Source organism: Streptomyces sp. 1222.5 (assembly GCF_900105245.1).
Taxonomy (GTDB): Bacteria; Actinomycetota; Actinomycetes; order Streptomycetales; family Streptomycetaceae; genus Streptomyces; species Streptomyces albidocamelliae.
On the sequence record NZ_FNSZ01000001.1, the window covers coordinates 6426946 to 6440186 of the forward strand.

The window sequence follows — 13241 nt, forward strand, 5'->3', positions numbered from 1 at the left end:
CATGGGCTCTGTGCGACTCGAAGCGATCACCTGGGACCGGCTCGCCGATCTGCTGGCCGACCGGCTGGCCGGCCTGGCACCGGCCGACGGAGGAGCCTGGCCGCGGGTCGGTTTCGACGGGGCCCCGGCCGCCCGGCCCGGAGACCTCGCCGTGCGGGTCGGCGAGGCGCTGCGGGTGCGCGGCCGGCCCTCGCTCGTCGTCGGCACCGAGGGCTTCCTGCGCCCTGCCTCGCTGCGCCTGGAACACGGACGCCGGGACGAGGAGTCGTACTACAGCGGATGGTTCGACACCGCCGCTCTGTGGCGCGAGGTTTTTGGACCGCTCGATCCCGGCGGCAGCGGCCGCGTCCTGCCCGACCTGTGGGATCCGGCCACCGACCGGGCCACCCGCAGCCCCTACTCCCAGCTTCCGCCCGGCGGAATCCTGTTGCTCCACGGCCCCCTCCTGTTGCGCCACTGGTTTCCCTTCGACCTGACCGTGCACGTCCTCCTCACTCCGGGCGCCCTGCGCCGCCGCACTCCCGAGGCCGACCACTGGACGCTCCCCGCCTTCGAGCGCTACGAGGCCGAGACGGATCCGGCCGGCACGGCGGACGTCCTCGTCCGGGCCGACGACCCGCGCCATCCCGCGTGGGGCGGGTGACCCGGAGCCGCGCGGCGGAGCCGGACGCTCCGGGGCATCGCCGTCAGAGCCAGCCGTTGCGCCGGAACCCCCGGTACAGGGCCAGACACGCCCCCGCCATCACGACCATGACCAGCGGATAACCGAACTGCCAGTGCAGCTCCGGCATATGGTCGAAGTTCATGCCGTACACCCCGCACACCATGGTCGGCACAGCGATCACCGCCGCCCACGCCGTGATCTTCCGCATGTCCTCGTTCTGCGCGACGGTCACCTGCGCGAGGTGCGCCTGCAGAATGGAGTTGAGGAGTTCGTCGAACGCGGCGATCTGTTCCTTGGCCCGTATCAGATGGTCCAGTACGTCGCGGAAGTACGCCTGTATCTCCGGGGCCACGACCCGGATGGGCCGGGTGGCGAGATCCTCCACGGGGCGGCCCAGTGGCACCACCGCCCGCTTGAGCTCCAGCAGTTCGCGCTTCATCTGGTAGATGCGACCCGGGTCCAGCCGCGCGCCGATCTCCGAAAAGACCTCCGTCTCGACCTGGTCGATGTCGGCCTGCACCGCGTCCGTGACGCTCAGGAAGTCGTCGACGACGTGGTCGGCGATCGCGTGCAGCACCGCCGCCGGCCCCTTGGCGAGCTGCTGCGGATCCGACTCCAGTTCCTCCCGCAGCGGCCCCAGCGAGCCGTGCATGCCATGGCGCACCGTGACGACGAAGTCCTCGCCGACGAACACCATGATCTCGCCGGTGTTCACCACTTCGCTGGTCGCTGTGAGCTCTTCGTGCTCCACGTAACAGACGGTCTTGAACACCGCGAACAGCGTGTCCCCGTAGTGCTCCAGCTTCGGGCGCTGGTGTGCCTCGACCGCGTCCTCCACCGCCAGCGGATGTAGATCGAACAACTCGGCGATCCCCGCGAACTCACGGGCCGTCGGCTCGTGCAGCCCCAGCCAGACGAACCCGTCGCCCCTCTTGCGCACCAGTCGTACGGCGTCCTCCAGGTCGGCGCACTCCGGCACCCGCGCGCCGTCCTGGTACATCACGCAATTCACCACCGAGGAGCCCAGCGGCGACCGGGCGGGATGGCTCAGGTCCACGCGAGGCCGCCGCCTGGCCAGACGCGCGACCTTGCGCAGGCCGCCGACCCGGTCCAGCCGTGTGACCTTCCGCAGATTCCCTGCCATGGACATCTGGATCTCCTCGTGTGGATCTCCTCGCGCGACGCTTGCGCGCCTTGCCCGGCAAGTCTGCCAGTTGCGGGCAAAGGGCGGGCAAGCCTGTGGGAACGGCGAGTTCCGCTTGGTTCCCGCCTGTGGACGGACGCCGCGGATCGCTCCTTGAACCGGCGCTCACCTGGGCACCATCCATGCCAGGAGTGTCGAACCCCTGCTCAACTCGGTTCCCTCCGAACACGGATGTGAGCCATCGCTCACCTCGCATGCTCACCGTCGCAGGGCAGGCGGCAGGTCGGCGGGTCTGCCGGGCGATCCGGACAAGCCGGGTGACTGGGATGATCGCGGCATGACGCAATCCGACGGGTACCTCCTCGACAACCGGCAGAGCGAGGCGGCCCGGCGTTTCGACGCCTTCGCCGACCTGTTCGACCCCACGACCTTCCGGCACATCGAAGGCCTGGGCATCCGCCCCGGCTGGCGCTGCTGGGAAGTCGGAGCCGGTGGCAGCTCCGTCGTCTCCTGGCTCGCCGAGCGGGTGGGCCCGACGGGCACGGTGGTCGCGACCGACATCGACACCACGCGGCTCGCTTCCGTGGCCCGCCCGCCGGTGGACGTCCGCGTACACGACGTGGGTGCCGAGGAACCGCCGGGCGACGGCTTCGACCTCGTCCACGCCCGGCTCGTCCTCGTTCATGTGCCCGACCGGGAAAGGGCGTTGCGGTCCATGATCCAGGCACTGCGTCCCGGCGGCCGCCTGCTGATCGAGGACGCGGACCCCGTGCTCCAGCCCCTGATCTGCCCCGACGAACACGGTCCCGAGCAGCGGCTCGCCAACCGGCTGCGCCAGGGCTTCCGCAAGCTGCTCGCCGAACGCGGCGCCGACCTGGCCTACGGCCGCAAGCTGCCGCGACTGCTCCGCGAGGCGGGGCTGCGGGAGGTGGAGGCCGACGCCTACTTCCCGGTGGCCTCCCCTGCCTGCACCGCCCTTGAGGCCGCGACCGTCCGCCAGGTCCGTGACCGGCTCGTCGCCGCCGGGCTGGCCACCGACGAGGAGATCGATCAGCACCTCGCCCATGTCGAGGCCGGCGACATGGACCTGGTCACCGCCCCGATGATCTCGGCGTGGGGCCGGAAGGCGTAGGCACCGACACCGCAAGCGCAAGCCCCGGCACCTGTCACAGTGTGCGGAAAGCGAGACCAGTAGCCCGGCCGGCCTGCACACGGTTCGCCGCGAGGGCCCGGCCCCTACCCGCCGCCCCCCTGACACGGTGGTCTGCCCCCCACCCGTCCGACCGCCTCCGCCCCTGCCCGGCACCCGAGTGCCGCCGCCTCCTCCGGGGCGGCGCCCGCGACCAGGGCCGCGAGGAACGCGCCGGTGAAGGCGTCACCGGCGCCCGTGGTGTCCCGAGGAATCGCCGACGCGGCCGGGACCCGGGCGGCCACGGTGCCGGACCGGGCCACCAGCGCACCGTCAGCACCCGCCTTGGCCACGACCAGCGGGACAAGACGGCTCAGCTTCGCCGCCGCGTCCGCCGGGTCCGGCAGCCCCGTCAGCAGGCACGCCTCGTCCCGGCTGGGCAGCAGCACGTCCAGCCTCTCGGCGAACGTCAGGAACCGGTCCACCCCCAGCTCCACCAGGAAACCCGCCGACGCCGGGTCGAGGCTGACCGGCACACCACGCGCGCGTGCCGCCGCCAGGGCTCTCTCGGCGAGCGCCCGGCTGGTCTCCGTGAACAGCAGATAGCCCGACAGATGCAGCCGGGCGACGCCGTCCAGCAGCTCCTCCGACCAGTCGGAGGGTCCGAGCCGCAATGAGGCCCCGCTGTCCGTGAGGAACGTGCGCTCGGCCGCCGCTCCCTTGTCCACCAGGCAGATGACCGTCCCGGTCGCCGCCTCCGGATCGACCACGAGCCGCGCCCGTACCCCCGCCGCGGCCAGCTCCCGCTCGTGCCACGCGGCCGCGTCGGCGCCGACCCGTCCCAGCAGCCGTACGTCCGCGCAGCCCGCGTGCGCGGCCCAACAGGCCACGTTGGCGCCCGCGCCGCCCGGCAGCGTGCGGATCACGGCGGCCGTGTCGGTGCCCGCCGCCAACGGCCCGAGGTGCCGGGCGACCACGTCGGTGACCACATCACCGACGACCAGCAGCGCTCCGTGACGCCGCCCCGAGGTCACCCCCGTGCCCACGCCGAGGCGATCCGCGCCGCCAGCCGTACGTTTCCGCGCACCGCCGCCAGATTGGCGCTCAGAGAAGCACCGTCCGTGTGCCGGACCAGATAGTCCAGCAGGAACGGCGTCACCGCCTGCCCGGTGACACCCCGCTCCGCGCAGGCGGCGAGGGCGTCGGCGAGCACGCGCGCGTGGAGCCCGGGATCGAGCTGCTCCGCCTCCGGCACGGGGTTGGCGACGATCAGCGCCGACTCCGGCGCGGTGAGCGCGTCCTGGGCCCGCATCACGCCCGCGACCTGCTCCGGGCTGCCCAGCGTCCAGTCGACGGGATACCCCGAGTCGGCCAGGTAGAAGCCGGGGAAGCGATCCGTGCCGTACCCGGCGACCGCCACCCCCAGTGTCTCCAGCCGCTGCAGGGTCGCCGGCACATCGAGGATCGACTTCACGCCCGCGCACACGACCGTGATCCGCGTGCGGGCCAGCAGCCCCAGGTCCGCCGACTCGTCCTGCGTCACCGTCCACTCCCGGTGCACACCGCCGAGACCACCCGTCGCGAACACCCGTACGCCCGCCGACGCGGCAAGCTGCGCCGTCGCCGACACCGTCGTCGCCCCGCTCGCACCGGCCGCCACAGCGAGCGGCAGATCACGGTGGCCCAGCTTGCGGATGCCCTCCTCGTTCGCGACCCGCTCCAGCTGCTCCTTGTCCAGGCCCACCAGGGGACGGCCGTCGAGCACCGCGATCGTCGCGGGCACCGCGCCCTCGCGCCGGACCGCGTCCTCCAGCTCCAGCGCCACCTGCAGATTCCGTGGGCGCGGCAGACCGTGCGCGATGATCGTGGACTCCAGCGCCACCACTGGCCGTCGCCCGGCGATCGCCTCCCGGACCTCTTCAGACACCACCAGCACCACGCGCCCGCCTCCTGTCCCTCGTCCTTCCTCATCTCTGGCGGGCGCCGACCGCCGTTAAACGCTTGCGGCCTGTGGGGCACGCCACCAGCCTGGTCGCATGACGAACAGCAGCACACGACTCGACCACGTCGTCCTGTGGGTGGCCGATCCGGTGGCAGCCGCCGCCTTCTACGAGGAGGCCGTCGGCTTCGAAGCCCTGAAGGTCACCGAGTTCGCCGAGGGAAAGGTGACCTTCCCGTCCGTGCGCGTCAACGAGGAGACCATTCTCGACCTCGCCCCGCACAGTGCCGCGGACCGCATGAACATGCTGCCCGGCTCGGCCGGCAGTGCGGGCCACCCCGTCAACCACGTGTGCCTGGCCCTGCCCGCCGACGCCTTCGACGCCCTGCGCGCCCGCCTCCGCGAGCACGGCGTGCCCATGAGCGACATCGGGCGCCACTCGTCCGGCGCGCGGGGCGACGCCACCCGCAACTTCTACTTCCGGGACCCCGACGGCAACGTCTTCGAGGCCCGGCACTACGACGACTAGCCGCCTCAGAAGAGCGGCTCGGGCAGCACACCCTCCAGGGCGAGCAGCTTCCGCTTGGTCTCCAGTCCGCCTCCGAACCCTCCGATGCCACCGTCGCTCTCCACCACCCGATGGCACGGCACCACCAACGGCAGCGGATTGGCGCCCATCGCGGCGCCGACCGCCTGCGCCCCGCCCGGCTGCCCGACCCGCGCGGCGAGATCGCCGTACCCCACCACGGCGCCGTACGGCACACCGGACGCCAGCTCACGCAGCACCTGCCGGTTGAACCCGGAGATCAGCGACCAGTCCAGCGGCAGATCGAAATCGAGGAGGTCGCCCGCGAAGTACGCCCGCAGCTGGCGTATCGCCTCGGCCAGCAGCGGCGAGTCCGGGTCCTCCACGGGCTCGCCGCCCAGCCGCGCCGCCAGCCGCTCCAGGGCCCGGTCGCGCACCGCGTCGGTGGCGTGGAACACGACGTTGACCAGGCCCTCCCCGGTCGCCGCCAGCATCAGCGGGCCGATGTCGCTGCCGACGACTGCCCACACGACCCGCTGCTCACCCTGCCCATCGCTGTCCATGCGCCCACGGTACGACCCGCCACTGACAACGCCGCCCGGCTCAGCCCGCGTCGACCGCCGACCGCACCACGTCGGGCTTGTTGGTGATGATCCCGTCGACGCCGTAACCGGCCACTTTGCGGGCGGTGGCCATGTCGTCGACCGTCCACGCGAACACCCCGAGCCGCCTGCCGTGCGGCCCTTCGAAGGCATGCACGGCGGAGACGTACCCACGGGAGAGCGAGCCGTACGAGGGGTTGATCAGATCCGTGAACCGGGCGTACCGGGGCAGCTGTCCCGCGCCCGGCTTGCCCAGGTAGGCGGTGGTCACCGCGGGCTTGAGCTCGTGGACGGCCAGCACGCTGTCGGTGCTGAAGCTCTGCACGACGAGCCGCCCGAGGTGGCCGGGGTCCAGCCAGCCCTCGTTGCCGAGGAGTTTGAGCGTGTCCCGCTCGATTCCCGGGTACAGACCGGGGTTCTTGATCTCCAGGAGCAGCTTCTCGTGGTTGTGCTCGACCCGGCGCATGTACTGCTGGAGCGTCGGCACGCGCGTGCCCGCGTACGCGGGGGAGAACCAGCTGCCCGCGTCCAGCCGGGCGATCTCGGCGGCCGTGAAGTCCTTCACCTTCCACGGCGCCCGGCCGGGGAAGACGTCCTCGACGTTCGTCGTGCGCTCCAGGCTGTCGTCGTGGATCACCACGAGCTCGCCGTCCTTGGTGCGCTGGACGTCGTTCTCCACCCAGGAGAAGCCGAGCTCCGCCGCGTTGTCGATCGCGGCCAGCGTGTTCTCCGGCCCGTAGGCCGCGGCGCCCCGGTGGGCGATCACCGTGGGCCCGCCCGGCTCGGCCGCCTCACCCACCTCGCCGGCCCGGGCACCGGAGCCGGGACTCAGCAGGGACAGCCCCGTCCCCAGGATCGTGGCGGCCGTGGCGGCAACTACGCGCGCGTGCATGCAGTCTCCTCGCGTCGAGCGAATACCGACAGCAACAGACTGACAGCAGATGGTAACCGGCACGCGGGTGCACGACGACCACAGATTGAATGGAGATGTCCAAGAGCGCTCACGAGTGCCGCGCAAGTGCGGCAAGGCCGTGTTTCTTTGCCGGAAAATCGTTCGACCATTCCGGTGGGGGTCATACTCTCTGCGACAACCCTGACCGCCCCCGCGGTCCTGGGACGGGGGCACACAGCCGGTATTCCGGGACGCAACAGGGCGGAAGGGCAGCCGCGCATGCAAGGCACGGTCGACGGATTCAGCTACGGGGCCGTCACCCCGGTGGTGGCCTACCTCATGGCCTGCCTGGGCGGTGCCCTCGGTCTGCGCTGCACCAGCCGGTCCCTGCTGGTCGCGCGCTCCCGGCGGCCCGCGTGGCTGGCCCTCGGGGCCGCCGCGATCGGCTCCGGCATCTGGACCATGCACTTCGTCGCCATGATGGGCTTCAGCGTCGAGGAGACCTCGGTCCACTACGACAAGCCGATCACCTACGCGAGCCTCGCTCTCGCCATCGTCATGGTCGGTGTCGGGATCTTCATCGTCGGCTACCGGGGTGCCAGCGGCACCGCTCTGTTCACCGGCGGCACGATCACCGGTCTGGGCGTCGCCTCGATGCACTACCTGGGCATGGCGGGCGTGCAGTTCGACGGCCACTTCACGTACAACACGCTCACCGTCGCCGCCTCCGTGGTCATAGGCGTCGTGGCGGCCACGGCCGCACTGTGGGCCGCCGGGCACGTCCGGGGCGCGCTGTGGAGCGTGGGCGCCAGCCTCGTCATGGGACTCGCGGTCAGCGGCATGCACTACATGGGCATGGCAGCCCTCGGCGTCCAGCTCCATGGCAGCCACCACGCCGCCGCCGGAGGCGGCCCCGAGGCGTCGGTGCTCGTGCCGATGCTGATCGGCCCGCTCGCCTTCCTGCTCCTGGCGGGCGTGGTCGTGGTCTACGAACCGCTGACCGTCATGGGGCGGCCCGCCCGCACGCCCGACGAGGACAAGCCGGGTGTCCCGGCCGCCGCCGTCGCCCCGCGCCATAACCGCCGCACCGCCCTCCACCAGGGCCGCAGGCCGGTCCGCCGACCCGAGTACCACGGCTCCCGCACCCCGCAGAACCGCTGACCGGGACCCGTTGTCAGTGGGGGGTCGTACGGTTGATGGCATGCGGCCCGTTTCCCACATCGAACGTACGGTGGCGCCCTTCGAGGTCGTCAGCCCCTACCAGCCCAGCGGCGACCAGCCGACGGCCATCGCCGACCTTGCCAAGCGCATCGAGGCCGGCGAGAAGGACGTCGTCCTGCTGGGCGCGACAGGCACCGGCAAGTCCGCCACCACGGCGTGGATGATCGAGAAGCTCCAGCGCCCCACACTCGTGATGGCGCCGAACAAGACACTGGCCGCCCAGCTGGCCAACGAGTTCCGCGAGCTCCTGCCGAACAACGCGGTCGAATACTTCGTCTCGTACTACGACTACTACCAGCCCGAGGCGTACGTCCCGCAGTCGGACACCTACATCGAGAAGGACTCCTCGATCAACGAGGAGGTGGAGCGCCTGCGCCACTCGGCGACGAACTCGCTGCTGACCCGCCGTGACGTCATCGTGGTCGCCTCGGTGTCCTGCATCTACGGCCTCGGTACTCCACAGGAGTACGTTGACCGCATGGTCCCCCTCCGGGTCGGCGACGAGTTCGACCGGGACGAGCTGCTGCGCCGTTTCGTGGACATCCAGTACACGCGCAACGACACGGCCTTCACCCGTGGCACCTTCCGGGTGCGCGGCGACACCATCGAGATCTTTCCGGTCTACGAGGAGCTGGCCGTCCGCATCGAGATGTTCGGTGACGAGATCGAGGCCCTCTCCACGCTCCACCCCCTCACCGGCGAGATCATCAGCGACGACCAGCAGCTGTACATCTTCCCCGCCTCCCACTACGTCGCCGGCCCCGAACGCATGGAGCGGGCCGTCAACGACATCGAGAAGGAGCTGGGGGAGCGCCTCGCCGAGTTGGAGAAGCAGGGCAAGCTCCTGGAGGCCCAGCGGCTGCGGATGCGCACCACGTACGACATCGAGATGCTCCGCCAGATCGGCACCTGCTCGGGCGTGGAGAACTACTCGATGCACTTCGACGGCCGTTCGCCCGGCTCCCCGCCGAACACGCTGCTCGACTACTTCCCGGACGACTTCCTGCTCGTCATCGACGAGTCGCACGTCACGGTCCCGCAGATCGGCGCCATGTACGAGGGTGACGCCTCCCGCAAGCGCACCCTCGTGGACCACGGCTTCCGCCTGCCGTCCGCCCTGGACAACCGTCCTCTGAAGTGGGAGGAGTTCCAGGAGCGCATCGGGCAGACCGTCTATCTGTCGGCCACCCCGGGCACCTACGAGCTGTCCCGCTCCGACGGCGCGGTGGAGCAGATCATCCGCCCGACAGGCCTGGTCGACCCGGAGGTGGTGGTCAAGCCCACCGAGGGCCAGATCGACGATCTGGTGCACGAGATCCGCATGCGGACCGAGAAGGACGAGCGGGTCCTCGTCACCACGCTGACCAAGAAGATGGCCGAGGACCTCACCGACTACTTCCTGGAACTCGGCATCCAGGTCCGGTACCTGCACAGTGACGTCGACACCCTTCGCCGTGTGGAGCTGCTGCGTGAGCTGCGCGCCGGTGAGTACGACGTCCTGGTCGGCATCAACCTGCTCCGTGAGGGCCTCGACCTGCCCGAGGTGTCCCTGGTGGCGATCCTCGACGCGGACAAGGAGGGCTTCCTGCGCTCCGGCACCTCGCTGATCCAGACCATCGGCCGCGCGGCGCGCAACGTCTCCGGCCAGGTCCACATGTACGCCGACAAGATCACCCCGGCGATGGAGAAGGCCATCGAGGAGACCAACCGCCGCCGGGAGAAGCAGGTCGCGTACAACAAGGCCAACGGCATCGACCCGCAGCCGCTGCGCAAGAAGATCAACGACATCGTCGCGCAGATCGCCCGCGAGGACGTCGACACCGAGCAGCTCCTCGGGTCCGGCTACCGCAAGGCCAAGGACGGCAAGGGCGCCAAGGCGCCCGTCCCGTCACTCGGTGACAAGGCGCTCAAGGGGGCCAAGGCCGCCAAGTCCGCGAAGGGCGCGACGGTTCCCACGGACCGTCCGGCGGCCGAACTCGCCGAGCAGATCGAGGAGATGACCGAACGCATGCGCGCCGCCGCCGCGGAGCTGCAGTTCGAGATCGCCGCCCGGCTGCGGGACGAGGTCTCCGAGATGAAGAAGGAACTCCGCCAGATGCGGGAGGCCGGCATCGCCTGACCTCGCCGACGACCGTCCCGGGCCCCGGTGCGGGCGCCAAGTGTTGCAACACCGACACAAAGCGCGAGCCGGGGTTCGGCGCTGTCGGTGCCCCTGCGTAGGGTTCTGGCAACCGCGCAGTTCGCGGCAGCAGGGGACGTCGAGAGGGGAACCAGCCGTGTCCGTCAATTTGACCAAGGGTCAGGCCATCAGTCTCGCCAAGAACGACGGGGCCACCTTGACCGCGGTCCGCATGGGGCTCGGCTGGCAGGCGGCGAAGCGGCGCGGCCTGTTCGGCTCCCGCACCCGTGAGATCGACCTGGACGCCTCGGCCGTACTGTTCGCCGAGAAGCAGCCGGTCGACGTGGTCTTCTTCCGCCACCTGGTGAGCGACGACGGTTCCGTGCGCCACACCGGTGACAACCTCGTCGGCGGTGTCGGCCAGGGCGGGGACGACGAGGCGATCCTGGTGGACCTCCAGCGCGTGCCGGTCCACATCGACCAGATCGTCTTCACCGTCAACTCCTTCACGGGTCAGACCTTCCAGGAGGTCGAGAACGCGTTCTGCCGCCTCGTCGACGAGACCAACGGCCAGGAACTCGCCCGCTACACGCTGGCCGGCGGCGGCCAGTACACCGCCCAGATCATGGCCAAGGTGACCCGCGCGGGCGCCAGTTGGACGATGACCGCCCTGGGCACCCCGGCCAACGGCCGTACCTTCCAGGACCTGATGCCGGCGATCCTGCCGCACCTGTAGGACCGACAGCGCCCGCCCACGGGCGGGCGCGCACCACATCAGGACACAGGGGGGGGCGACGGCGATGACGGCCGAGCTGGTGCGGGGGCAGAACCACCCGCTGTCCCAGGTACGGCTGACGATCCGGATCTCGGCCGGCGTGCCGGTCCTGGTCGGAGCCGCACTCGGCGACGAGAACAGCACGGTGCGTGGCCCCCAGTGGGTGGCTCATCCCGGCGCCCCCGCGCTCCCCGGTGTCGAGGTGTCCCGGCAGGCCGCCGCCGAACACCGCCTGGCCGTCGACCTGGATGCCCTGCCCGAGGCCGTGCACCGGGTCGACGTGTTCCTCGCCCTGCCGCCCGCGACCGCCGGGCCGCGCCGCTTCGGTGCCTTCCCGTCGCCGTTCAGCGCCGTCGAGGATTCCGACGGCACCGAACTGGCCTCGTACACCCTCACCGGTCTGGACACCGAGACCGCCGTGCTCGTCCTGGAGCTGTACCGCAGACAGGGTGCGTGGAAGGTGCGCGCCATGGGCCAGGGCTACGCGGGCGGCCTCCACGCGCTCCTCGACGACCAGGGGCTGCCCCAGGCCGGCGATCTCGCGGCCGCCATCCAGGAGGCGACGGCCCAGAGCCTGGCCCGTGCGATACCGGCACCGTCCGCCAGGCCCGTGCCGACGTCCGCGCCCCAGGACACCTCCGCGGCGACGCCGTCCACCTCCGCGACGGGCGAGTCGACCTCGCCGTACGACCCGCAGCACCTCTCCCGCGGCGGCGGCAACCCCTACGACGGGCCGGCGGACGCCGCACCGCAGCCGCACGCCGCCGACGCGAATCCGTACGACGCCGAGACCCTCGGCGCCACCCCGCAGGCGCGGGCCGTCGGCGGCCCGGTCGACTACACGCATCCGCGCCGCCACAGCACTCCGCCCCCGCCCCCGCCCTCCGCGACCCCGGCCGGTGACGGACAGCATGCCCGGCCCGTGGCGGGCGACGCCGTGGGCTGGTCGATGGACGAACGGCTCTACAACCAGGTCTGGGGCATGTTCGAGGATCTGGCCCGCACCACCGCCGCGTACCGCAGTGCCGTCGACTTCGCCGACACCCGTCTGGAGAAGGAGATCGACCAGGCCCTCGCCGACCCCCGTGACCGGCTCGGCAGCTCGGGAGACGCCGCCCGCGAGGCGGCGCAGGCGCGCCGGACCCAGCTGGTCGACCAGGCCCGCGCGGTCCTAGATCGTGATCTCGCCCAGCTCACGGCCGAGGGAGAGGTGGTCGAGCCCGCGCTGCCGCCCGCGTACGCCGGGTGGGACAGTCCTGTCTGGCACGGCTACCGCGTGCCCAACGAGCCGCCGCTGGCGCTACGACTGGGGGAGCTCCACCTGCCCGAGAGCGTGCCCTTGCGCATCCCCATGCTGGTCAGGCTGCCGCTGGAGCGGGGCCTGTGGATCGACAGCGGACCGACGGCGGCGCTCGACGACTCCTTCCGGGACTCCGCCGAGCTGCGGCACCTGGCCATGGAGGTCGCCGTCGCGCTCGCCGCCCGGCTGCTCGCGGTGCATCCGGCCGGGGAGTTCGCCGTGCAGGTCATCGACCCGGCCGGTGCCGGGGTTCGGGCGCTGCTGCCGCTGACGGGGGCCGGGGTGCTCGCCGCTCCGCCGGCGACGGGGGCGGCGGGTGTGACGGAGATTCTGGAGAGGCTCACCCGGCGGGTGGACCTGGTACAGATGGCGCTGCGCGGCGGAGCGGCAGCAGCGCTGCCGGCCGATGTCGACATGGCGCAGCAACTGCTCATCGTGAACGACTTCCCGCACGGTTTCGACGACCGCGCGGTGACCCGGCTGCGCTACCTGGCGGACGAGGGCCCGGCGGTCGGCGTCCACCTGGTGATGGTCGCCGACCGGGAGGACGCGGCCGCGTACGGCCCCCTGCTCGACCCGCTGTGGCGTTCGCTGATGCGACTCACTCCGGTGCCCGACGACCACCTCGCCGACCCCTGGGTCGGCCATGCCTGGACCTACGAGCCCTCGCTCGTGCCTGGCGGCAGCCAGATCGTCCAGCGGGTGCTCGCCGAGGTGGCGAGAGAACGGACCAAGCGCAGGTAAAGCGTGCCTGAGCTGCACACTTGGCCTTTCCTTTACTTTGCCCTTTACCTTCCCTTGGTGATTGGGGTACTCTCTTCCGTACGGAGGGGAGTACTCCCTGACTGCGGCGCACCCGTCAGTACGGACTGGTTACAGGTCCCGGGTCGTCGGCCCCGCGCGGGTGGAAGAGACCTCCGGCAGCGACAA

General features: G+C 71.2%; 12 protein-coding genes. 7 read left to right on the forward strand and 5 right to left on the reverse strand.

Translation table 11 applies throughout. The annotated features are described in order from the left end of the window. The first annotated feature begins 1 nt into the window (after position 1). Entirely contained in the window at positions 2-643 is a 642-nt protein-coding gene (locus BLW57_RS29020; RefSeq protein ID WP_176985770.1) for a nucleoside/nucleotide kinase family protein, read from the forward strand. 43 nt (positions 644-686) lie between these two features. Here BLW57_RS29020 and BLW57_RS29025 read toward each other — a convergent pair whose 3' ends face one another. Further along, complete coding sequence (locus BLW57_RS29025) at positions 687-1814, reverse strand: magnesium and cobalt transport protein CorA (protein WP_073892662.1); 1128 nt, start codon at positions 1812-1814, stop codon at positions 687-689. A gap of 331 nt (positions 1815-2145) precedes the next feature. Here BLW57_RS29025 and BLW57_RS29030 point away from each other — a divergent pair, with 331 nt between their 5' ends. Continuing rightward, the gene (locus BLW57_RS29030) at positions 2146-2940 is read left to right on the forward strand and encodes a class I SAM-dependent methyltransferase (RefSeq protein ID WP_093478536.1); all 795 of its coding nucleotides are present in this window, start codon (positions 2146-2148) and stop codon (positions 2938-2940) included. Positions 2941-3044: 104 nt separating this feature from the next. Here the strand turns inward: BLW57_RS29030 and BLW57_RS29035 are convergent, their stop codons facing one another. Both BLW57_RS29035 and BLW57_RS29040 read right to left on the reverse strand, forming a co-directional pair. After that, positions 3045-3983 (reverse strand): carbohydrate kinase family protein, encoded by a 939-nt coding sequence (locus BLW57_RS29035; protein WP_093478538.1) that lies wholly within the window; start codon positions 3981-3983, stop codon positions 3045-3047. Continuing rightward, on the reverse strand, positions 3968-4876 hold the full coding sequence (locus BLW57_RS29040; RefSeq protein ID WP_093478539.1) for a pseudouridine-5'-phosphate glycosidase: 909 nt from the start codon (positions 4874-4876) through the stop codon (positions 3968-3970). The genes BLW57_RS29035 and BLW57_RS29040 overlap by 16 nt, the downstream gene beginning before the upstream one ends. Before the next feature lie 97 nt (positions 4877-4973). Here BLW57_RS29040 and BLW57_RS29045 point away from each other — a divergent pair, with 97 nt between their 5' ends. Beyond that, positions 4974-5405 carry a VOC family protein gene (locus BLW57_RS29045; protein ID WP_093478541.1) on the forward strand — a complete coding sequence of 144 codons (432 nt, stop codon included), beginning with the start codon at positions 4974-4976 and terminating at the stop codon, positions 5403-5405. Positions 5406-5410: 5 nt separating this feature from the next. On the opposite strand, the gene BLW57_RS29050 is transcribed toward BLW57_RS29045, so the two are convergent. Continuing rightward, positions 5411-5965: a methylated-DNA--[protein]-cysteine S-methyltransferase gene (locus tag BLW57_RS29050; RefSeq protein WP_093478542.1), complete on the reverse strand. Its 555-nt coding sequence runs from the start codon at positions 5963-5965 to the stop codon at positions 5411-5413. 40 nt (positions 5966-6005) lie between these two features. Then, positions 6006-6896, reverse strand: a complete 891-nt coding sequence (locus BLW57_RS29055; RefSeq protein WP_093478544.1) for a glycerophosphodiester phosphodiesterase — start codon at positions 6894-6896, stop codon at positions 6006-6008. Between the two features lie 279 nt (positions 6897-7175). On the opposite strand from BLW57_RS29055, the gene BLW57_RS29060 reads away from it, so the two are divergent. The 4 genes from BLW57_RS29060 (at position 7176) to BLW57_RS29075 (ending at position 13055) form a co-directional block, all read left to right on the forward strand. Further along, positions 7176-8057 carry an MHYT domain-containing protein gene (locus BLW57_RS29060; RefSeq protein ID WP_093478545.1) on the forward strand — a complete coding sequence of 294 codons (882 nt, stop codon included), beginning with the start codon at positions 7176-7178 and terminating at the stop codon, positions 8055-8057. 40 nt (positions 8058-8097) lie between these two features. Further along, a complete protein-coding gene (gene uvrB / locus BLW57_RS29065) occupies positions 8098-10236 on the forward strand; it encodes an excinuclease ABC subunit UvrB (RefSeq protein WP_093478547.1) in 2139 nt (712 codons plus the stop codon). Between the two features lie 157 nt (positions 10237-10393). Beyond that, complete coding sequence (locus BLW57_RS29070) at positions 10394-10972, forward strand: TerD family protein (RefSeq protein WP_093478548.1); 579 nt, start codon at positions 10394-10396, stop codon at positions 10970-10972. Between the two features lie 64 nt (positions 10973-11036). Next, a complete protein-coding gene (locus BLW57_RS29075) occupies positions 11037-13055 on the forward strand; it encodes a TerD family protein (RefSeq protein WP_093478550.1) in 2019 nt (672 codons plus the stop codon). Positions 13056-13241 lie beyond the last annotated feature (186 nt).

Coding starts and splice junctions, on each gene's coding strand:
- BLW57_RS29045 (WP_093478541.1), top strand. CDS start 4,974: ATGACGAACAGCAGCACACGACTCGACCACGTCGTCCTGTGGGTGGCC.
- BLW57_RS29020 (WP_176985770.1), top strand. CDS start 2: ATGGGCTCTGTGCGACTCGAAGCGATCACCTGGGACCGGCTCGCCGAT.
- BLW57_RS29060 (WP_093478545.1), top strand. CDS start 7,176: ATGCAAGGCACGGTCGACGGATTCAGCTACGGGGCCGTCACCCCGGTG.
- BLW57_RS29050 (WP_093478542.1), bottom strand. CDS start 5,965: ATGGACAGCGATGGGCAGGGTGAGCAGCGGGTCGTGTGGGCAGTCGTC.
- BLW57_RS29025 (WP_073892662.1), bottom strand. CDS start 1,814: ATGTCCATGGCAGGGAATCTGCGGAAGGTCACACGGCTGGACCGGGTC.
- BLW57_RS29055 (WP_093478544.1), bottom strand. CDS start 6,896: ATGCACGCGCGCGTAGTTGCCGCCACGGCCGCCACGATCCTGGGGACG.
- BLW57_RS29075 (WP_093478550.1), top strand. CDS start 11,037: ATGACGGCCGAGCTGGTGCGGGGGCAGAACCACCCGCTGTCCCAGGTA.
- uvrB (WP_093478547.1), top strand. CDS start 8,098: ATGCGGCCCGTTTCCCACATCGAACGTACGGTGGCGCCCTTCGAGGTC.
- BLW57_RS29030 (WP_093478536.1), top strand. CDS start 2,146: ATGACGCAATCCGACGGGTACCTCCTCGACAACCGGCAGAGCGAGGCG.